The organism is Flavimobilis marinus (genome assembly GCF_900113055.1).
GTDB classification, from domain to species: domain Bacteria; phylum Actinomycetota; class Actinomycetes; order Actinomycetales; family Cellulomonadaceae; genus Flavimobilis; species Flavimobilis marinus.
Window position 1 is genome coordinate 79,852 of record NZ_FONZ01000005.1, and the last position, 19,945, is coordinate 99,796.

Here is a 19,945-nt window from a genome sequence, read left to right on the forward strand (position 1 = left end):
CTACTGCGAGGTCTCCGCCGGCGCGAGCAGGCGCTGGACCGCGTCTGCCTTCGCGGTCCCGTAGGCGTCCCAGGACGAGTGCGACTCGGCTGCCGCGCGCTTGGCCGCCAGGTACTCCCTGCGTGCCTCCGGATCGCGGCGGAGCAGGTCCCGGAAGGCCAACCGACGCTCCCACCGTCGGCCGTGCGCCTCGACGACGTGCACGATGCTCTCGCGGCGTCCCTCCCGATGCTGAGAGAGCCACACGTGCCCGTCCCGGCGCCCCTCGACGACGAAGCCTGCTGCCGCCAGGGTCTGCCCCGCCGAGTCGATCTTCGTGAGTGGAACGCCCACGAGCGCGTCCACGACGTCCTTGGCCGGGAGCTCCGGGACTGCCGTGGAGCCGATGTGCTCGATCGACACGTCGGCCCCGAGCGCCGAGCGGACCCGCAGGGCGAGGGCGGTGAAGCGGTGCGCCCAGTCGTCGGGGCGAGCATCGACGAGCGCCACAACGTTGCCTGGTGCCCCGTCGTTGGCGGAGCGCGGCTCTCCCGTCACGATGCTTCGGCGGGGTAGACGATGACCCCGCCCTTCCCGGTGTGCTGGGTGCCTCGTTGCTGGCCGGTCGAGTAGGTGACGTCGATGCCGTCGAGCACGACCACGGCTCCCGGCTCCTCGGGTGCGACGCGGACGACCAGCTGGTCCCAGGACTCCGCGCCCTCGCCGAGGGGCACGCACGCTGCCGCCTCCGGGGAGTCCTCGCCGACGACGCCGATCGTTCCGCCGGTGCACGCCCAGACCTCGGCGGTCGCCTCGCCGAAGATCTCGGCCCGCGGCTCCGCGTCGAGCACCCGCACCCGTGTGGCAGCGCCGTCTGGCGGGTAGGCCACGCCGACGTACATCGGGGTCTGGTCGTCCGGCCGGGCCTCGAAGCTGTTGCCGGGGCCGGGGAAGACGTTCGGGTGGGTGTGCCACCAGAGGCCGGCCAGGAGCGCAGCGACCACGCCGCCCGCCAAGGCGATCGAGGAGCCCCGCCGACGCAGCGACCGGGTGGCCTTCGCGTCCGCAGGGGCGCCGTGCCGGTCGGTCGTCGCAGTCATGTCTGGCAGTGTCCCGTTCGCGGGCGAGCGGCACAAGGGTGCGAGTGACGGAAGGCACGCCCGCATTCAGTTGCACTCCGTGCAACCTTGCACTTAGTGTCGCCAGGTGACCACCGACCGCGCGCCCGACCGGCGTGCCGCCCTCAAGGAGCGGCACCGGCAGGCGATCGTGGACGCCGCGGCGGCCCTGATCGCGGAGGCGGACGGCACGGACTTCACGGTCGACGAGCTCGCCGCGCGCGCGGACGTCTCACGCCGGACGATCTTCAACCACTTCGCTGGCGTCGACGACGTGATCGCCGCGGTGTGCGGCGGCGTCCTCGGCACCATCGTGGAGTCGCTCGAGGCTCGCGCCACGAGCTGCACGGTCGACACCAGCGCGGACCCGGCGCTCCTGATCGACGCCGTCGCCGCTGCGCTGCGCGACACCGACCTCGTCGGGCCCATGTCCTACCTGACGCGCGTGCTCGGCGGCGCCCGCGGGGACATCTCGCCCCGGCGTGCCGTCCTCCTGCTGCAGGCCCTCGGCGACGTCGCCGAACGCATGGTCACCGAGCTGCTGCGGTACCACCCCGAGAACGATCCGCTGGACGTCCGGCTGCTCGTCAGCGCCCTGATGAGCGGGCTGGCCGTGATCTACCGAGACTGGACCGAGACCACCGGAGCCGTCGACACCCCCGACTCCCGCCTCGTGTGGCACCGACTCCTCGACCACCTCATCGACGCCACGAGCAGCGGGTACGTCACCACGCTGCGCGCGGCGCGGTGAATCGAGCGCACGACCCCTCCACCCGTACTCACCAAGGACACCTCCATGGCTGAACTCCTGTACCGCCTCGGTCGCGGCGCCGCGTACCGCGCCAAGACCGTGCTCGCCGCCTGGCTCGCGGTGATGGTCCTCGTCGGCGTCGCCTATGCGTTCGGCGCGGGCACGATGTCGAGCAGCATCACGATCCCGGGCACGCCGACCCAGGAGGTCTCGGACCGTCTCGCGGGCGAGCTGCCGGCGGCCTCGGGCGGCACCGGCCGCATCGTGTTCAGCACGAGCGACGACGCCGCGCTCGACGACCCTCAGCGGCAGGCGCTCGCGGAGGTCATCGCCCAGGCGAGCGAGCTCGACGGCGTCGCAGAGGTCGTCGACCCCTTCGCGACCGAGGCGGAGCGAGCGGCGCAGGCCCAGGCCATCGCCGACGGACGCACCCAGATCGCCGAGGGGCGCGAGCAGATCGAGGCCGCCCGCGCGGAGCTCGAGGAGGGCCGCGCACAGCTGGCGGACGCCCGCGCCGAGGCTGAGGCCGGGCAGGAGCAGCTCGACGCCGCCCGCGCCCAGGCCGAGGCCGCGGGGATGGCGGAGGCGATGAAGCCGGAGCTCGATGCCCAGCAGGAGGCGCTCGACCAGGGCCTCGCCCAGATCGACGCGCAGGCCGCTGAGCTCGAGGCGGGCGCGGACGAGCTCGAGACGCAGGCCGCTGAGCTCGAGACCCAGGCGGCGCAGCTCGAGATGGGGGCGCCGCTGCTCGAGATGGCCGCCGAGATCCGCCTGGTCTCCGAGGACGGGACGACCGCCGTCGCGACGATCCTGTTCGACGACTCGCTCATGGACGTCCCGCAGGAGACCAAGGACGCCGTGGTCGAGCTCTTCGAGACCGAGCAGGTCGAGGGCGTCGACGTCACCTTCTCGAGCGAGATCACGCAGGGTATCCCGGCGATCTTCGGTGCCGCGGAGGCCGTGGGCCTCGTGGTCGCCGCGATCGTCCTCGTCGTCATGCTGGGCACCCTGATCGGTGCGGGGCTGCCGATCATCACGGCGCTGGTCGGGGTCGGCGTCGCTGCCCTCGGTGCGCTGTCGCTCTCGGGCACGATCGAGATGATCTCGGTGACGCCGGTGCTCGGACTCATGCTCGGCCTCGCGGTCGGCATCGACTACGCCCTGTTCATCGTGAACCGCCACCGCCGCCAGCTGAAGGCGGGCTTCGACGTCGACGAGTCCATCGGCCTCGCGAACGGCACCTCCGGCAACGCGGTCGTGTTCGCCGGCGCGACGGTCATCATTGCGCTGCTCGCGCTCAACGTCACCGGCATCCCGTTCCTGGGCCTCATGGGAACGGTCGGCGCCGCGAGCGTGGCCGTGGCGGTGCTCGTGGCCGTGACGCTGACCCCCGCGCTGCTCGGCCTGATCGGCATGCGCATCCTGAGCGGCAAGGAGCGCGCGAACCGTGGGCCCGAGGCTCAGGCCCAGGAGCGCGCGGCCCAGACGGCCCTCACGCCCATGAAGACGTCGTCCGCCGTGGTCCGGCTCGTCGTCGGCGTCGTCGGCCTGCTCGTGGTCGCGGTGCCCGCCCTGGACCTGCGTCTCAACCTGCCCGACGGCTCGTCGGAGCCGCGCGAGTCGAGCCAGTACCAGGCCTACACGACCATCTCCGAGAAGTTCGGCGAGGGCCAGAACGGCACCCTCGTCGTCGTCGCCGACCTCCCGGGCTCGCCGAGCGAGGAAGAGCTCGCCCAGGCGCAGCTGAGCGTCGCCCAGGAGCTGTTCGAGCAGGACGACGTCGTCGCGGTCGCCCCGATCGGCGCGTCCGAGGACCGCACGGTCACGGCCTTCCAGGTGGTGCCGGCCGAGGGCCCGACGAGCGAGTCCACCGAGGAGCTTGTGCACACGCTGCGCGACCTCTCGCCCGAGGGTGTCGAGGGTGACCTCGGCGTCGCGGGCTCGGCGAGCGGCAACATCGACGTCTCGGAGAAGCTGGCGAACGCCCTCCCGCTGTACCTCGCGGTCGTCGTCGGCCTGTCGTTGATCATCCTGATCATCGTGTTCCGGTCGATCTTCGTGCCCGTCGTGGCGACGCTCGGCTTCATCCTGTCGTACTTCGCGGCCCTCGGCGGCGTCGTGGCGATCTACCAGTGGGGCTGGCTCTCGACCCTGTTCGGCGTGGAGTCGCCCGGCCCGGTGCTGAGCTTCCTGCCGACGATCCTCGTGGGCGTGCTGTTCGGGCTCGCGATGGACTACATGCTGTTCCTCGGGTCCGGCATGCGTGAGGCGTACGCCCACGGCGCCCCCGCTCGGCTCGCCGTCGTGCAGGGCTTCCACGCGGGACGCTCGGTCGTCACCGCGGCGGCGATCATCATGATCTCCGTGTTCGGCGGGTTCGTCTTCTCGCACAGCGCGATGATCCGGCCCATCGGCTTCGCCCTGGCGTTCGGCGTCCTCGTCGACGCGTTCGTGGTCCGCATGCTCCTGATCCCGGCGCTCATGCACCTCGCTGGCGACAAGGCGTGGTGGCTGCCCCGGTGGCTCGACAAGCTCCTGCCCGACGTCGACGTGGAGGGCGCCAAGCTCGAGCGCAGCCACCCGCACGTCGAGCTCGACGAGGCGAGCGCGGCTCCCACGCGCTGACCCGGCCTGACGCCACGACGGCCCTCTCGTGACTCGCGGGAGGGCCGTCGTCGTCCGGGACCGCTACGCCTCGACGTCGGTGAAGTGCTCGTCGAGGAGCACGTCTCCCGGCGTCTCGACGATCACGGCGACGACGTCGGTGACGGCCCAGGTCTGGTGGTCCTCGCCGGGCTCCCAGACGACGGCCTGACCCGCGGTCGCGAGCCGTGGTGCTTCGTCCCCGGACGCCACGCGGCACTCGCCCTCGACGACGGCGAACACCTGACGGACGGGCGCCGGGTGCCGGCCGATGGTCCCGCCCGCCGCGAGGTGCGCGACGTGCACGCGAGCGCCGTCGGCGGCCCCGAGGGCGGGCAGGAAGTCCATGGCGACGCCGGTGCTGCCGAAACCTGTGATGTCGAGGCGGGGCAGGGAGACGATACGCATGGGGCGATCGTGCCACCGACGACGGCTCAGCGGGTGCTGAACGCCGCGTCGAAGGCCGCCGAGGGCGGGTCGAACGCGAGTCGCTTGACGAACTCGAGCGCCTCCGGTGCGCCGACGAGGCGGTCCATCCCCGCGTCCTCCCACTCGACGGAGATCGGCCCGGTGTAACCGATCGTGTTGAGCATCCGGAAGGAGTCCTCCCACGGGACGTCGCCGTGCCCGGTGGAGACGAAGTCCCAGCCGCGCCGCGGGTCGGCCCAGGGCAGGTGCGAGCCCAGGCGCCCATTGCGACCGTTGCCCACGCGGCGCTTCGCGTCCTTGCAGTCCACGTGGTAGATCCGGTCCTTGAAGTCCCACATGAACCCGACCGGGTCGAGGTCCTGCCACACGAAGTGGCTCGGGTCCCAGTTCAGCCCGAAGGCTTCGCGGTGCCCGATCGCCTCCATCGTCCGCACCGTCGTCCAGTAGTCGTAGGCGATCTCGCTCGGGTGCACCTCGTGGGCGAACCTCACCCCGACCTCGTCGAACACGTCGAGGATCGGGTTCCACCGGTCGGCGAAGTCCCGGTACCCCGCCTCGATGAGCTCCTCGGAGACCGGCGGGAACATCGCGACGTACTTCCAGATCGACGATCCCGTGAAGCCGACCACCGTGTCGACGCCCAGGCGGGCCGCCGTCCGGGCGGTCAGCTTCATCTCCTCCGCCGCGCGCTGCCGCACGCCCTCCGGGTCACCGTCGCCCCAGATCGCGTCAGGCAGCATGTCCCGGTGGCGCTGGTCGATCGGGTCGTCGCACACGGCCTGGCCCTTGAGGTGGTTCGAGATCGCGTAGACCTTGAGGCCGTACTTCTCCAGCACGTCGCGCTTGGACTGGATGTAGGCGTCGTCCTCGGCGCCGCGCCAGGGGTCCAGGTGGTCGCCCCAGCAGGCGATCTCGAGGCCGTCGTAGCCCCAGCCCGACGCGAGGCGCGCGACCTCCTCGAAGGGAAGGTCGGCCCACTGGCCCGTGAACAGCGTGATCGGTCGTGCCATGTCAACGTCCTCCGGTCTGAATCGGTGTCCAGGTGCTGCTGTGGGCGGCGCTGTCCTCGACGGCGGCCAGCACCCGCTGGACCTGCAGGCCGTCGGCGAAGGTCGGCTCGGGCGCCCGGTTCTCCCCGAGCGCGCGGACCAGGTCGACGACCTGGTGCACGAACCCGTGCTCGTACCCGAGCCCGTGACCCGCGGGCCACCACGCCCCGACGTACGGATGCCCGGGCTCGGTGACGATGATCCGCCGGAAGCCGGCCACCCGGGCGTCGTCCCGCGCGTCGTAGAAGTGGAGGACGTTCATGTCCTCGAAGTCGAACGCGAGGGACCCGAGCGAACCGTTGATCTCGATGCGCAGGGCGTTCTTGCGTCCCCAGGCGAAGCGCGTCGCCTCGAAGGAGGCGAGCCCCCCGCCTGACAGGCGGGCCGTGAAGATCGCGGCGTCGTCGACGGTCACCGGACCTCGCTCGGTCCCGGCGGTGGCGTGGAGCCCCGACGAGGCCGCGGCGACCGGACGCTCGTCGACGAAGGTCTCCAGCATCCCGCTCACCCCCGTGATCAGCTCCCCGGTGAGGTGCTGGGCGAGGTCGACCACGTGGGCGCCGATGTCCCCCAGCGCGCCCGACCCGGCCTGCGCCTTGTCGAGCCGCCAGGACAGCGGGGCGTCGGCGTCGGCGATCCAGTCCTGCAGGTACTGCGCCCGCACGTGCCGCACGGTGCCGATGCGCCCTTCCGCGACGAGCTGCCGAGCGAGCGCGATCGCGGGCACGCGTCGATACGTGAAGCCCACCATCGCGTGCACGCCCGAGGCTGCCGCGCGCTTGGCCGCGGCCGCCATCGCCTCGGCCTCCGCGACGCTGTTGGCCAGCGGCTTCTCGCACAGGACGTGCTTGCCGGCCTCCAGCGCCGCGATGGCGATCTCGGCGTGAGTGTTGCCGGGGGTGCAGACGTCCACGAGGTCGACGTCGTCCCGGGTGAGCAACGTGCGCCAGTCGGTCGTGGAGTCCTGCCACCCGAGCCGGGCAGCCGCCTCGCGTACACCCGACGCGGTGCGCCCGGCCACCGCGACCATGCGGGGGTCGAGGGGGAGGTCGAAGAATCGGGGAGCGACCCGCCACCCCTGGGAGTGGGCGGCGCCCATGAAGGCGTAGCCGACCATCCCCACCCCCAGGGTGGCGCGCTCGGGACCCGTCACGGGGTCGTCGTCTGTGTGCTGCACGGCGCCGTCCTCAGGAGTCGAACGCGGTGGGCAGGTACTGCTCGACGTTCTCGGCCGTGACGACCGGGGCGAACAGCTGGATCGTCCGGGGCACCTCGACCTCGACGAGGTCGGTCATGGCCTTGTCCTGCACGAGCAGTCGCGCGAGGCGGATGCCGTCCGCAGCCTGGGTGGACGGGTAGACGACCGTCGCCTTGAGCACGGAGTCGCCGGCCTGGATCTCCTCCATGACGTTCCGCGACCCGGCGCCGCCGACCATGATGAACTCGTCGCGCCCGGCCTCCTCGATGGCGGCCATGACGCCGACGCCCTGGTCGTCGTCGTGGTTCCACAGCGCGTCGATCTCCGGAGCCGCCTGCAGCAGGTTCGCGGCGGCGGCCTGGCCGCTCTGGACGGTGAACTCGGCGGCCACGCGGTTGGTGACGCTCAGGCCGCAGTCGGCCAGCGCGTCGGCGAAGCCCTGGCTGCGGTCCTGGGTGAGGGGCAGGGAGTCGATCCCGGCGATCTCCGCGACGACGGCGCCGGACTCGCCCCCGAGCTCGGAGCAGATGTAGGTGCCGGCGGAGACCCCCATGCCGTAGTTGTCGCCGAGGACGGTGGTGCGTGCGGCGAACGGGCTGGAGAACTCGCGGTCGACGTTGACCACGGGGATGCCGGCCTCCATCGCCTTGATGGCGACCTGGGTCAGGGCGGCCCCGTCGAAGGGCAGGAGCACGATCGCGTCCACGCCGTCGCTGATGAACTGCTCGATCTGGCTGATCTGCACGTTGACGTCGTTCGTGCCCTCGGCGACGCGCAGGTCGACGTCCTCGTACTTGTCGGCCTCGGCCGAGGCCGCCGCGGTGATCGCGCCCATCCAGCCGTGGTCGGCCGCGGGAGCGGAGAAGCCGATGACGACGGTCTCGCCGGTCTCGTCGTTCGCGCCGCCGGCCCCGGAGGTTCCGGTGCTCGTCGACGTGCCGGCGGCGGTCGTGTCGTCTTCCGGTGCCGTGTTGGACGTGCAGGCGCCGAGCAAGAGTGCGCTCGCGGCGAGGGCACCGGCCGTGGCGAACCAGCGGCGAGAGGTAGGACGTGCGGACATGGCGTTCTCCTTTGAACGACGAGCCGAGCGGCTCAGGGGTGGGCTGGCTGTGAAGGGCTGGGGCCGGGGTCAGGTCCGGCGTGATCGCGCGGCAAGCTGTTGCTGGAGCAGGACGGCGACGACGATGATCACGCCCTTGGCGACCTGCTGGGCCGAGATCGAGAGGTTGTTCTGGATGAAGATGTTCGTCAGCGTCGTGAAGATCAGGACGCCGAGGACGGTGCCGACGATGGTGCCGCGTCCGCCGGCGAGGAGGGTGCCGCCGACGACGACGGCCGCGATCGCGTCGAGCTCGTAGAGCATGCCGTTGGTGGACGAGCCGGAGTTGGTGCGGGCGAGCATCATCACGGCGGCGATGCCGGCGGCGCAGCCCGACAGGGCGTACAGGTACATGGTGTGGCGCTGCACCTTGATGCCCGCGAGCCTCGCGGCCTCGGGGTTCCCGCCGACGGCGACGGTGCGGCGCCCGAACGTCGTGCGGTTGAGCAGGAACCACCCGGCGATCGCGACCAGGATGAAGATCCAGACGCTCGCGGAGATGCCGAGCACCTCGGCCTGGAAGACGTCCTTGAACGCGTTGACCTCGACGATCTGGGTGCGTCGGTTGGCGATGATCTCGGCCAGGCCGCGGGCCGCGACCATCATCGCCAGGGTCGCGATGAACGCCACGACCTTGCCGTAGGCGATGAGCACCCCGCTGATCAGGCCGCACACCGTCCCGACAGCGAGCGCGGTCAGCACCATCACGCTCCAGTGCGTGTCCTCGGCCATGGTCTGGGTGGCGAGGGTCGTCGCCCAGACCGACGCGAGGCCGAGCACGGAGCCGACCGACAGGTCGATCCCGCCGCCGGTGATGACGAAGGTCATGCCGACGCTCAGCACGCCCAGGACGGCCGCGAGCCGGAGGATCGCCATGACGTTGTCGATGCTGGCGAACCGCTCGCCCGAGGTCGCGACGCCGACGACGCACAGGAGCGCGAGCGCGACGACGAGCCCGATGTTGCGGCCCGCCCCGCCGCCCAGCAGGCGGCGATAGCCCCCGGTCGGCGGGGCGGCGTCCTTGCCGGTGCGCTCGAGCGGGGCGGGTGCGTCCGGGTCGGGTGGGACGCTGCCGGCCGTGGCCAGCGAGGGGGGGATCTGCTCGCTCACGCGGCACTTCCTTCCATGACGAGGTCGAGCACGCGGTGCTCGTCGATCTGGTCTGCGGGCCCGCTGTGCAGGACTCGGCCGTCGTCGATCACGAGGACCCGGTCGGAGAGCCCGAGGACCTCGTCGATCTCGCTCGAGACGACGACGACGGCGTTGCCCGCCTGGGCGAGGGCGTGGATCAGCTGGTAGATCTCGGCCCGGGCGCCGACGTCGACGCCGCGGGTCGGTTCGTCGAGAAGCAGCACCCGGCAGCCGTGCACGAGCCAGCGCGCGAGCATGATCTTCTGCTGGTTCCCGCCGGAGAGCGTGCGTGCCGGCCGGTCCGGGTCCGCGGGACGCAGCTCGAGCGCCGTGATCTGGTCACGGGCTGCGGCGCGCTCGGCGGTCTCGTTGAGCCAGGGCCCGCGAGCGAAGCGGCTGAAGGTCGAGAGCGTGACGTTGCGGTAGACGGCCTCGTCGAGCAGCAGGCCCTGGCTCTTGCGCTCCTCGGGGGCCAGGCCGATGCCGCGGCGCACGGCCGCGGCGACGGAGCCCGGGCGCAGCTGCTGCCCGGCGACCTTCACCGTGCCCGCCGTCGCGCGGCGCGCCCCGTAGATCGTCTCGAGGATCTCGGACCGGCCGGAGCCGACGAGCCCGGCGAGGCCGACGACCTCGCCGGCGTGGACGGAGAACGAGACGTCGGTGAACACGCCCTTCAGGCCGAGCCCCTCGACCTCGAGCAGCGTCTCCGCGCTCGCGGGCACCGCGCGGCGGGGCGGGAACACCTGCTCCACGGTGCGCCCGGTCATGAGGCGGATCAGGTCGGCGGTGGGTGTCGTGGCTGCGGGCAGCCCGCTCGCGACGGTGCGCCCGTCCTTGAGAACGGTGATGCGGTCGCCGATCTGACGGATCTCCTCGAGCCGGTGCGAGATGTAGAGCACCGCGACGCCGGCCGAGGTGAGCTCGCGCACGACCCGGAAGAGGTTGGCGACCTCCTCGGAGTCGAGGACGGCGGAGGGTTCGTCCATGACGATGAGCCTGGCGTCGTGCGAGAGGGCGCGCGCCATGCTGACGATCTGCTTGCCGGCGGCCGACATGCGCCCGACGTCGCGGTTGGTCGGGATGTCTCCGTGGCCGAGGCGGTCGAGGATCTCCTGCGTCCGGGCGCGGGCCTCACGGCGACGCGTCACGCCTCCCGCGGCGAGCTCGTGGCCGAGGAAGACGTTCTCGGCGACCGTGAGCCCGTCGACGACGTCAAGCTCCTGGTACATCGTGGCGACGCCGGTGGCGAGGGCGGCGACCGGGGATGCCAGCGAAGCCTTGCGGCCCTGCCAGGTGACGGTGCCTGCGTCAGGGTGGTGAGCGCCCGCGAGCACCTTGATCAGGGTCGATTTCCCTGCCCCGTTCTGGCCGAGCAGGCAGTGCACCTCCCCGGCCCGGACGTCGAGGTCGACGCCGTCGAGCGCACGGACCCCCGAGAAGGACTTGACGATCCCGCGCATCTCGAGGAGCGGGCGATCGGCCGAGGGGTCCGCGCCTCCCCGCTCCGAGGGGGCGATACGCGAGGGATGCCCGCTGTTGTCATCGTTGACCATGCAGACAACCTAGCCGCCTTCTGCCGGGAGTCAAGCAAAAGTCGCAAGGTAGTTACTCGACCGTGAGGGACTTGTGCGCATCTGTGCTTGACTTGCTGCATGTCACAGCTTGCCCAGCGGTCCGGTGGCCTCGGCGACACCCTGCAGCTCCTCCGGGACGGCCGGCCCCGCACCCGCGCGGAGCTCGCGCAGGTCACCGGCCAGTCGCGGTCCACCGTCGCCGGCCGCGTCGACGAGCTCCTCGCGCTCGGGCTCGTCAGCCCGACCGGCGAGGCGTCGTCGACCGGCGGGCGGCCTCCGGCGACGTTCGCGTTCAACCCCGCCTCCCGCACCGTCGTCGCGATCGACCTCGGTGCGACGCATGCGCGGGTGGCCGTGACCGACCTCGCCTGCACCGTGCTGGTCGAGCACCTCGAGACGATCTCGATCGCGGACGGGCCGGAGGTGGTGCTCGACCGGGTCGCCGCGATCGCCCGCCGGCTTCTGGCGGAGACGCCCGACGCGTCCGGACGGCTGGTCGGCGTGGGCGTGGGGCTCCCAGGCCCGGTCGACCACACGACGGGACGGCCCGTGAATCCCCCGATCATGCCGGGCTGGGACGGCTACGACGTCGCCGGGGGGCTGGCGGCCCTGCTCGGCTGCGGGGTGGTCCTGGTGGACAACGACGTCAACCTGATGGCGCTCGGCGAGCACAGCGCGCGCTACCGCGACGTCGACCACCTGCTGTTCGTCAAGGTCGCCACCGGTGTCGGCGCGGGCGTGATCAGCGACGGCGCGATCCGGCGCGGTGCCCAGGGGGCCGCGGGCGACCTCGGCCACATCGCGGTCCCGGGGTGCGAGGACGTCGTCTGTCGCTGCGGCAACCTCGGCTGCCTCGAGGCCGTGGCGGGTGGTGGGGCGATCGCGGCGCAGCTTTCCGGGGGTGAGGAGCAGGTGTCCTCGGTCGACGACGTCGTCGCGCTGGTGCGCTCGGGGGACGCCGCGGCGTCGCGCGCCGTCCGGGAGGCCGGTCGCTCGCTCGGCAAGGTGCTCGCCGCCTGCGTGAGCATGCTCAACCCGTCCGTCATCGTCGTCGGCGGCAGCCTCGCCGCACTCGGTGACCAGCTCCTCGCGGGGATCCGCGAGGTCGTCTACGGCCGGTCGCTCCCGCTGGCGACGCAGCACCTGCGCATCGTCACGAGCCAGACGACGGGCCGCGCCGGGATCCTCGGCGCGAGCGCCATGGTGATCGACCACGTGTTCTCGAGCGACGTGCTGGAAGGGTTGGCCTAGACGCTCCACCGGTTCGCTACGGTGAGGGCGTGAACCTGGCAACCCGGACATCTCTCGCACTGGTCGGCGCCCTCCTGCTCGCGGGCTGCTCGGGCGGCGACGCACCGGACGGTGCCGTCTCTGCCCCGACCGCCCCAGTCAGCAGCGCGGCGCCCACACCGACCGACGGCGCGCCTGAGTCCACCGCCGCCGCGACGGAGACCCGCGACGATGCTGACGGGGACGCCCCTGGCGCGGGAGGGTCGGCTGCGACCTGCACCGGTGTACCCACGGGGCCACGGGAGATCGCGGCTGGCGATGCGCTCGGCGAGTGCATCGTGACGGCGATGGTCGCTGCGGGCAGCGGCAAGATGACGGTGGTAGCCGACGACGGGGAACCACCGACCGAGGTCGAGTTCGAGTACACCCCTGAGCTGGCCATCGTGAACCGCGCACCGGCGCTCACGTTCGTCGTCGTGGACGACACCGCGTGGATGAACATCGAAGGGCAGTGGCACCGCGAGGGTGACGGCGCGATGGGCGACCTGCTCGCCGACGGGCTCGGCGTCCTGCGGGCCTTCAGCGACCCGCGGGCGTCCGCGGCCGTGATCGGGGCGTGCCCGGAGTGGGAGTCGTCGGGCCTGATCACCCATGCCGACGCCGGCAACGCGATCGCCTACGAGTGCACCGCGCCGTTCGACGCCATGGGCGTCACCATGAGCTCGTACCGCATCGTGGTCGACCCGGACTTCCTCGGCATCGAGACCGTGGCGACCGGCACGTTCATGGGCTTCACGACGACGACAACCCAGACGTTCCGCGACTGGGGCGAGCCCGTCGAGATCCCGCGACCCGAGGTCGACTGACCGGGGACGTCGCGGACGGCACGGCGCGGGGGATCGCGTACTCTCGGACGCCATGAGGATCCGACGCAGCATCGCTCGTGCCGGCTGGGCACTGTCCGGGTGGAAGCACGTCTCGCAGCCGTTGCCGGACGACTCGATCCGCATCCTCATCGGAGCGCCGCACACGTCCAACTGGGACTTCATCTTCATGCTGGGGATCCTCTGGGACCTCGAGCTCAGTGCGAAGTACCTGGGCAAGCACACGCTGTTCAAGCGTCCCTTCGGCCCGCTCATGCGCGCGCTCGGAGGCATCCCCGTCGACCGGCGCAACCCCGCCGGGATCGTGGACGACGTCGTCGCGCGCGTGAAGCAGGGCGAGAGCTTCTCGCTGGTGGTCACCCCCGAGGGCACTCGCGCGAAGGGCGAGTACTGGAAGTCCGGCTTCCTGCGAATCGCGGTCGAGGCCGGTCTGCCGATCACGCTCGGCTTCGTCGACCGGACGACCAAGACGTCCGGTCTCGGGCTGACGTTCGTGCCGACCGGCGACGTGCGCACAGACATGGACACGGTCCGCGCCTTCTACGCCGACAAGTCCGGCTACCACCCCAACAAGCGCACCGAGCCCCGCCTGCGCGAGGAAGATCGCTGAAGTCTCACGGGCGCAGGATCGCGCGACGCCACGTCGCTCCCTCCTGGGTGTAGCGCAGGCGGACGGACCCGCCGTCCGCGGCCTGCCACATCTCGACGTAACGCGGCTGCAGGACGTAGGCGCCCCAGTCGGCGCTGACGAGGTCAGGATCTGCGCGCACCTGTACGAGCGCTGCCGCCAGCTCCTCGCGCACCACGTCCACGCTCGCGACCGCCGTGGTCGGCGGGCCGGTCATCGCGCCCGCTCGCGAGAAGTCCGACCGCGCACGGAAGTCCGCGGCGCTCACGGTGGGGTCGGCAGCCGTCACCGGGCCTGCGACACGGACCTGGCGACCGAGGCTCGGCCAGAAGAAGGTCATCGCGGCCGCCCCGGTGGCGGCGAGCTCGCTCGCCTTGGGCGACGACCGGCGCGTGGCGAACCACCATCCGGCGTCGTCGACGTCCTTGAGGATCAGCACGCGAGCACTCGGGTTCCCGGCGTCGTCGGCCGTGGCGAGCGTCGCGGCGTGGGGTGCCGGGACTTCCGCGTGGATCGCCTCGGTGAGCCATCTGCGGAACAGTGCGTGCGGCGTAGGAGGAGCCGCATCGGGATCGAGCACGGGAAGCCCGTCTCGCGGCAGGACCGGCAGGGCTCGGAGTGTCTCGCGCAGAGTCGGGGCCACGTCCCCACCCTATCCAGGCTCCAGGTCGGCGCAGCGTTCCGGATGCGCACGCCGGGGGGCCGTCGTACGGTCGAAGCACACCGATCGAAGGAGGACCTCATGGGTCTCGACGACAAGATCAAGAACGCTGCCCAGAACCTGACCGGCAAGGGCAAGGAGGGCGCCGGCAAGGCGACCGACAACGAGCGCCTCGAGGCCGAGGGTCACAAGGACCAGTCCTCGGCCTCGCTCAAGCAGGCCGGCGAGAACGTGAAGGACGCCTTCAAGGGCTGACCTCTTCGCAACGACGGTGCCCGCCCCGGAGATCTTCCGGGGCGGGCACCTTTCGTCTCTGGTCAGCGCAGGGCGCGCTCTGGCACAGTGGTCTCGCTCGCGTGCGCGGGTGAGACAGGGGGCAGGGCGATGACCAGGGGACACAGTGCCGTCGGAGGTGCGCTCGCGGCGGCGCTCCTGCTGTCCGGGTGCACGGGCGGCGACTCGACGCTGACGCCGGCTGGGGGAGCGCCCGCGACCAGCCGTCCTGCGCCGGCGGTCGCTGCCGACCAGCCGACGTCGCTCGGCCTGACCTGGGCTGACGGCGCGCCCGTCCTCGTCGGGGAGCTCGGTCCAGCCCGCGACGTGGACACCGACACCGACTTCGCCCGCGAGACCACCGTCGTCGACCTTGACCCGGTGCGGGCGCGGGCCGACGACACGCTGATCGTCCGCCAGGTCGGCGCGGTGAACATGGGCTCGATGACCATCCTCGAGTCCGATCTCCTGGGCAGGATCCGCGCGGGAGGCACCATGGACCCGTTCACCGCCGTCGGCAGCTCGGGCGGCTCCGCGACGTCGATCGTCGACGTCGACGTGGCCGAGGACGCGGTCGCGTGGACGGACACCACCTCCCTGCACGAGACCCAGTGGCGCGTCCTCACGGCCACGGACGCCGGCGTGGCCGCGGTCGTGGCGACCAGCGACGAGTTCGACGGCGCCGACCAGATCGGCCCCGAGCCGCAGCCCACGCTGCACGACGGGCGCGTCTACTTCATCGTCCCGGGAGCAGGGTCCCCGGGGGACGGCTCCTACACGCCCGGGACGCTGGTCTCGCGCCTGCCCGACGGATCGGACCACCGGGTCGACGTCGAGGACGTCGACTGGACGGCGGCGACCGAGACGGGCCTCTACGTCGCTCAGGGCCGCGAGGACGAGGCGACGACGATCAGCGCCGTGCAGCCGGACGGCGTCGTCGAGCCGGTCCTCGAGGCCCAGACGGCTGCGCACACCGTCGCCGCACACGGGCGCTGGCTCGCGCTCGACACCGGCACGCACGCCGTCGTGCTGGACCCGACCGCGCGGGAGGCGTACGCGCTCCCGGTGGCCGAGTCCGCGCAGGTCAGCTCCGTCAGCATCGGCGACGACCTCGTGGCGTGGACGTTCTTCGGCGAGCGGTCGGACGTCCAGGTGCCCAGCGTGGTCGTCGACCTGCGCTCGAAGCGGGTCGTCCGGCTCACGGGTCTCCTGGGCTTCGCACAGGCGCTCGGCGGTGACCTCGTCGTCCTGCGCTCGTGGGAGGAGGACGGCGCCACGGCGGACGGGAGCGGTTCGGCGAACGCGACGCTCGTCCGGTGGCAGCGTACGGCGGCGGCACCGTGAGCACCGGCCGGCGCACGGCGATCACGGCCGGCGGGCTCGTCGTCGTGCTGCTGCTCGCGGGTTGCACGGGCGACGCCCGCCCACCGGTCGACACCCGGTCCGCCGACGCCACGCCCCTCCCTGCCCCCGAGCCCGAGCACACCCGCGTGCCGATGTGGACGCCGGGTCCGACCGTTGCCAGCGAGCAGACCGTGCGTGCCCTCGAGCTGAGCTGGCCGGACGGCACGCCCGTCGAGATCGAGGTGGTGGCGCCCGCCGCGGTCGTGCGCGCGGTCGAGGGTGAGGACTTCCTGCCGTTCGCGTCCCCCGTGCCGTCCACGACGTGGCCGCTGGCGGTCCTGGGCGACGGATCCATGGTGGTCCGCGGCGAGCAGATCGCGACCGAGGACGGAGAGCGCTGGAGGGACACGATGGGGCTCGTCGGCCCCCAGGTGGAAGAGCCGTACCGCCCCTTCGACATGGCCGGCGTGGTTCCGGGCTCCGAGTCGACCTCGACCCTCGCGGGCACGGTCGCAGTCGACGGCCAGAGGTCCGTCTGGACGATGGAGTTCGAGGCCGACGACGGTGCGATCGGGTGGCAGGTGCTGACGGCGGACGAGGACGGGGCTGTGTCGGTCGTGGCGTCCTCTGCCGAAGACTGGGGCGCGGTCCACGAGCACGCCCTCGGCGGCCCGAGCTACATCAACGGGGGGCCTGCGCCGATCGCGCTCGGCGGGCGGGTGTACCTCTCGATCCCCCTCGACGACGCAGCCATGAGCAGCGGGTACGGGTGGATGCTCGTGTCCCGTGGCCTCGTCGACGGAGACACGCGGGTGGAGGAGGTCGGGGTGTGGGACCCGGTCGCGACGTCGGACGCCGTCTACGTGCGCGGCGAGTCCGCGGACGGAGCCGGGGACGGCATGACGGAGATCCGTCGGGTCGACGGTGACCCGGTGCTGCTCCTGCCCGCCGCCTCGCCGATGGTGCTGGACGGAGCCGCGGGCGAGTGGTTGGTCCTCTCCTCGCCCGAGGCGGTGCTCGCGGTGCACCCGACGGACCGGAGGGTCGTCGGGGTGGGGCGGTCGACACCCACGGACCCAGAGTCGCCCGGCGCGGGACATGCCAGCGGGGGCTCGGACCTCGTCGTGTGGTCCGATGACCCGTACGCGAAGCACGGCAGTACCCACTTCGTCCTGGACCCCGACGCCGCAGCGGTCTGGGGGCTGCCCTCGCTCCTGGACGACGTCGTGGTGAACTCGCACGGGATCCTTGGCTGGATGGAGTCAGGCGGGCCCGGCCGGAGTGTGCGCTACGTCCGGTGGCGGTCGTGACCGGGCGCGCGACCAGAGAGTCCGTGACCCGCCGCGCGGGGACGGTCCTCGTCGTCGGCGTGCTCCTGCTCGCGGGTTGCACGGGCGACGCCCGCCCACCGGTCGTCACCCGGACAGCCGACGCCACGCCCGTCCCCGCCCCCACGCCCGAGCAGACCCGCGTGCCGGTGTGGACGCCGGACCCGACGGAGGCCAGGGAGCAGGCCGTGCAACGGCTGGGCCTGCGGTGGCCGGACGGCACGCCCGTCGAGCCCGAGGTGGTCGCGCCTGCGGAGGTCGTGCCTGCGGTCGAGGGCGAGCACTTCCGCCCGTTCGCGTCCCACGCCATGCCCACGGCCTGGCCCTTGGCGGTCCTCGCGGACGGGTCCATGGTCGTGCGCGGCGAGATTGTCACGAACGACGACGGTGAGTGGGTATCGGAGGCGATGGGGGTCGTGGGCCCGAAGGGCGACGAGCCGTTCCGCGAGTTCGACATATCCGGCGTCAGTCAGGACGACACCTCAGTGTTCTACCTGGCGAGCGAGGTCTCGGTCGAGGGGCAGACGGCGGTCTGGACCCTCGAGCTCGCCTCGGGGGACATCAGCTCCTCGGCAGCCGGGTGGCAGGTGCTGGCGGCCGACGACGCCGGAGTCGTGACCCTGGTGGCCTCCTCGGAGGAGGACTGGCATGCGGTCCATGATCACGCGCTCGACGGCCCACAGTACGTGGGCTCAGCGCCGACGCCGATCGTGGCCGGGGGCCGCGTGTACTTCCTTATCCCCGTGGACGATGCGGCGACCAGCGGCGACGTCAGCACGGTGCTCGTCTCTCGCGATCTGGCCGGAGGGGACACGCGGGTCGAGGCGGAAGGGGTGTGGAACCCGGTTGCCACGACGGACGCCGTGTACGCGCGCGGTGAGTCCGCTCTGGTCGATGGCGCTCTCACGACATCGATCCTGCGCGTGGGCGGCGACCCGGTGCTGCTCGTGCCGTCGTCGTCGCCGTTGTCGCTCGACGGCACCGTGGGGGACTGGCTGCTCCTGTCCGCGAGCGACGCGGTGGTCGCGGTGCATCCCGAGGAGCGCAGGGTCGTCGCGATCGGACGCGCGACGTCGTCAGACCCCGACTGGTCGGGCTCGGGGCCGGCGATGGGCGGGTCTGACGTCGCGGTCTGGTCGGACGACCCGTACGAGGAGGACGGCGGGATCTACTACGTCATGGATCCCGACGCCGCGACCGTCTGGGCGCTGCCGTCCCTGCTGCACGGCGTCGTCCTGAGCTCGCGCGGGATGCTCGGGTGGATGGAGGCCACCGGGGCGTCCCAGGGCGTGCGGTACGTCCGGTGGCAGCCGTGACGGCCCGCGCCGACCGGACCGCCCGGATCGCTGGTGCCCTCCTCGTCGTCGGCGCGCTGCTGCTCTCGGGCTGCACGGGGAACGCGCGCCCGCCCGTCGTCACCCGGAGCGCAGACGCTCCACCCGTTCCCCGCCCGGCACCCGAGCAGACGCGCGTCCCGCTGTGGACGCCGCCCCCGGGCGAGGTGCGCGCGGCCGCTGTCCGCGACCTCGGCCTGCGCTGGGCGGACGGCTCTGAGGTGGTGCCCGCGGTGGTCGAGCACGACGACATCGTCCCGGCCGTGGACGGGGAGCACTTCACGAGGATGCTCGACGCGTTCCCGGAGTTCGCCTGGCCGTTCGGCGCGATGGCGGACGGCGCGTTCGTGGTGCGCAACGACACCTACGTGAGCGGGGACGGGTTCCAGCAGGCGCTCGGGCTCATGGAGGTCGGGAGCGACCAGGAGTTCCGGCCCTTCGACATGTCGGGCGTCGAGCCCCACACCGACGATGAGTCCGGCCTCTCAACGGGCATGGTCGCGGTGGGCGAGCGGGGCGCCGCGTGGAGCGAGACGTACTGGTCGGAGGACGGATCGAGCGGGGACTGGAGGGTGCTCGCCGCCGACGAGGCCGGACGGGTGTCGGTCGTCGCGGAGGTCGGCGAGGACTGGACGAGCGTCCACGAGGATGCCGCCTCCGGCGACGAGGCCAGGTGGGCCGATCCCGCGCCCGTCGTCGTCGGCGATCGGGTGTTCTTCGTGATCGCGCTGGCATCGGACGGCACCGGGTCGCCGTCGGCGATCGTCTCGCGAGACCTGTCCGGCGGCGACACACGGCTCGAGGGCGTGGGTATGGGTACGCCTGTGGCCACCACCGACGCGGTGTTCACCCTCGAGTACCGCGGCGGTGCCGGGACGCGGGTCGTCCGGGTCGGCGGGGACCCGGTGCTGGAGCTTCCGGTCGACCTCGAGGGCGGCGGGATGAACCTCGACGGCGCGGTCGGGCCGTGGCTGCTGCTCTCGTCCCAGGAGGCCGTTGTCGCCGTGCACCCGGACGAGCGTCGCGCGATCGCCGTCGGTCGCGCGCTCGTCCAGAACACTGTGGACTACTGGGCCGGTCCGGCCATGGGGGGATCGCGGCTCGCGGCGTGGGCGGACGGCGCCGTCACCGAGGGCGGCACGGCCTACCTGGTCATGGACCCCGAGGCCGGCGTCGTGTGGCGCCTGCCGGGGCTCCTGCACGGCGTCTGGCTGAACAGCACGGACATGCTCGGGTGGGCCGAGGCGACGTCGTTCGCGCCGGCGATGACCTACGCCCGCTGGACGGGCTGA

19 protein-coding genes are annotated in these 19,945 nt (G+C 72.2%); 10 read left to right on the forward strand and 9 right to left on the reverse strand.

Annotated elements, in window-relative coordinates; genetic code table 11:
- Positions 1-537: a GrpB family protein gene (locus BMZ30_RS13810; protein ID WP_177191373.1), complete on the reverse strand. Its 537-nt coding sequence runs from the start codon at positions 535-537 to the stop codon at positions 1-3.
- A complete protein-coding gene (locus BMZ30_RS13815) occupies positions 534-1,079 on the reverse strand; it encodes a hypothetical protein (protein WP_093379410.1) in 546 nt (181 codons plus the stop codon). The genes BMZ30_RS13810 and BMZ30_RS13815 overlap by 4 nt, the downstream gene beginning before the upstream one ends.
- Before the next feature lie 106 nt (positions 1,080-1,185).
- Between BMZ30_RS13815 and BMZ30_RS12485 the strand changes: the two genes are divergently transcribed.
- Positions 1,186-1,848: a TetR/AcrR family transcriptional regulator gene (locus BMZ30_RS12485; protein WP_093379413.1), complete on the forward strand. Its 663-nt coding sequence runs from the start codon at positions 1,186-1,188 to the stop codon at positions 1,846-1,848.
- Positions 1,849-1,893: 45 nt separating this feature from the next.
- Positions 1,894-4,473 (forward strand): MMPL family transporter, encoded by a 2,580-nt coding sequence (locus BMZ30_RS12490; RefSeq protein ID WP_093379414.1) that lies wholly within the window; start codon positions 1,894-1,896, stop codon positions 4,471-4,473.
- 63 nt (positions 4,474-4,536) lie between these two features.
- Here BMZ30_RS12490 and BMZ30_RS12495 read toward each other — a convergent pair whose 3' ends face one another.
- The 6 genes from BMZ30_RS12495 to BMZ30_RS12520 form a co-directional block, all read right to left on the reverse strand.
- Positions 4,537-4,899 carry a cupin domain-containing protein gene (locus BMZ30_RS12495; RefSeq protein WP_093379417.1) on the reverse strand — a complete coding sequence of 121 codons (363 nt, stop codon included), beginning with the start codon at positions 4,897-4,899 and terminating at the stop codon, positions 4,537-4,539.
- A 26-nt stretch (positions 4,900-4,925) separates the two neighbouring features.
- Positions 4,926-5,930 carry a sugar phosphate isomerase/epimerase family protein gene (locus BMZ30_RS12500; RefSeq protein WP_093379419.1) on the reverse strand — a complete coding sequence of 335 codons (1,005 nt, stop codon included), beginning with the start codon at positions 5,928-5,930 and terminating at the stop codon, positions 4,926-4,928.
- A gap of 1 nt (position 5,931) precedes the next feature.
- Positions 5,932-7,086, reverse strand: coding sequence for a Gfo/Idh/MocA family protein (locus tag BMZ30_RS12505; RefSeq protein WP_093379626.1), 1,155 nt, complete (start codon positions 7,084-7,086; stop codon positions 5,932-5,934).
- Positions 7,087-7,156: 70 nt separating this feature from the next.
- Positions 7,157-8,227 (reverse strand): substrate-binding domain-containing protein, encoded by a 1,071-nt coding sequence (locus tag BMZ30_RS12510; protein WP_093379422.1) that lies wholly within the window; start codon positions 8,225-8,227, stop codon positions 7,157-7,159.
- Positions 8,228-8,296: 69 nt separating this feature from the next.
- On the reverse strand, positions 8,297-9,376 hold the full coding sequence (locus BMZ30_RS12515; RefSeq protein ID WP_093379424.1) for an ABC transporter permease: 1,080 nt from the start codon (positions 9,374-9,376) through the stop codon (positions 8,297-8,299).
- Positions 9,373-10,857, reverse strand: coding sequence for a sugar ABC transporter ATP-binding protein (locus BMZ30_RS12520; protein ID WP_229828480.1), 1,485 nt, complete (start codon positions 10,855-10,857; stop codon positions 9,373-9,375). Before BMZ30_RS12520 ends, BMZ30_RS12515 begins: the two co-directional genes overlap by 4 nt.
- A gap of 192 nt (positions 10,858-11,049) precedes the next feature.
- Between BMZ30_RS12520 and BMZ30_RS12525 the strand changes: the two genes are divergently transcribed.
- From BMZ30_RS12525 to BMZ30_RS12535, 3 genes are read left to right on the forward strand one after another with little or no spacing between them, the layout of a single operon-like run.
- Positions 11,050-12,222 (forward strand): ROK family transcriptional regulator, encoded by a 1,173-nt coding sequence (locus tag BMZ30_RS12525; RefSeq protein WP_093379429.1) that lies wholly within the window; start codon positions 11,050-11,052, stop codon positions 12,220-12,222.
- A 29-nt stretch (positions 12,223-12,251) separates the two neighbouring features.
- A complete protein-coding gene (locus BMZ30_RS12530; protein ID WP_093379432.1) occupies positions 12,252-13,067 on the forward strand; it encodes a hypothetical protein in 816 nt (271 codons plus the stop codon).
- A 52-nt stretch (positions 13,068-13,119) separates the two neighbouring features.
- A complete protein-coding gene (locus BMZ30_RS12535) occupies positions 13,120-13,695 on the forward strand; it encodes a 1-acyl-sn-glycerol-3-phosphate acyltransferase (protein ID WP_093379434.1) in 576 nt (191 codons plus the stop codon).
- 4 nt (positions 13,696-13,699) lie between these two features.
- Here the strand turns inward: BMZ30_RS12535 and BMZ30_RS12540 are convergent, their stop codons facing one another.
- Positions 13,700-14,356: a pyridoxine/pyridoxamine 5'-phosphate oxidase gene (locus BMZ30_RS12540; RefSeq protein WP_093379437.1), complete on the reverse strand. Its 657-nt coding sequence runs from the start codon at positions 14,354-14,356 to the stop codon at positions 13,700-13,702.
- A gap of 99 nt (positions 14,357-14,455) precedes the next feature.
- On the opposite strand from BMZ30_RS12540, the gene BMZ30_RS12545 reads away from it, so the two are divergent.
- The 5 genes from BMZ30_RS12545 to BMZ30_RS12565 all read left to right on the forward strand — a co-directional run bounded on the left by BMZ30_RS12545 (position 14,456) and on the right by BMZ30_RS12565 (position 19,945).
- Complete coding sequence (locus BMZ30_RS12545; protein ID WP_093379439.1) at positions 14,456-14,629, forward strand: CsbD family protein; 174 nt, start codon at positions 14,456-14,458, stop codon at positions 14,627-14,629.
- Positions 14,630-14,758: 129 nt separating this feature from the next.
- Complete coding sequence (locus BMZ30_RS12550; RefSeq protein ID WP_093379442.1) at positions 14,759-15,991, forward strand: hypothetical protein; 1,233 nt, start codon at positions 14,759-14,761, stop codon at positions 15,989-15,991.
- Positions 15,964-17,301, forward strand: a complete 1,338-nt coding sequence (locus tag BMZ30_RS12555; RefSeq protein WP_093379444.1) for a hypothetical protein — start codon at positions 15,964-15,966, stop codon at positions 17,299-17,301. Before BMZ30_RS12550 ends, BMZ30_RS12555 begins: the two co-directional genes overlap by 28 nt.
- Positions 17,289-18,635: a hypothetical protein gene (locus BMZ30_RS12560; protein WP_093379447.1), complete on the forward strand. Its 1,347-nt coding sequence runs from the start codon at positions 17,289-17,291 to the stop codon at positions 18,633-18,635. The genes BMZ30_RS12555 and BMZ30_RS12560 overlap by 13 nt, the downstream gene beginning before the upstream one ends.
- Positions 18,623-19,945, forward strand: coding sequence for a hypothetical protein (locus BMZ30_RS12565; RefSeq protein ID WP_093379449.1), 1,323 nt, complete (start codon positions 18,623-18,625; stop codon positions 19,943-19,945). The genes BMZ30_RS12560 and BMZ30_RS12565 overlap by 13 nt, the downstream gene beginning before the upstream one ends.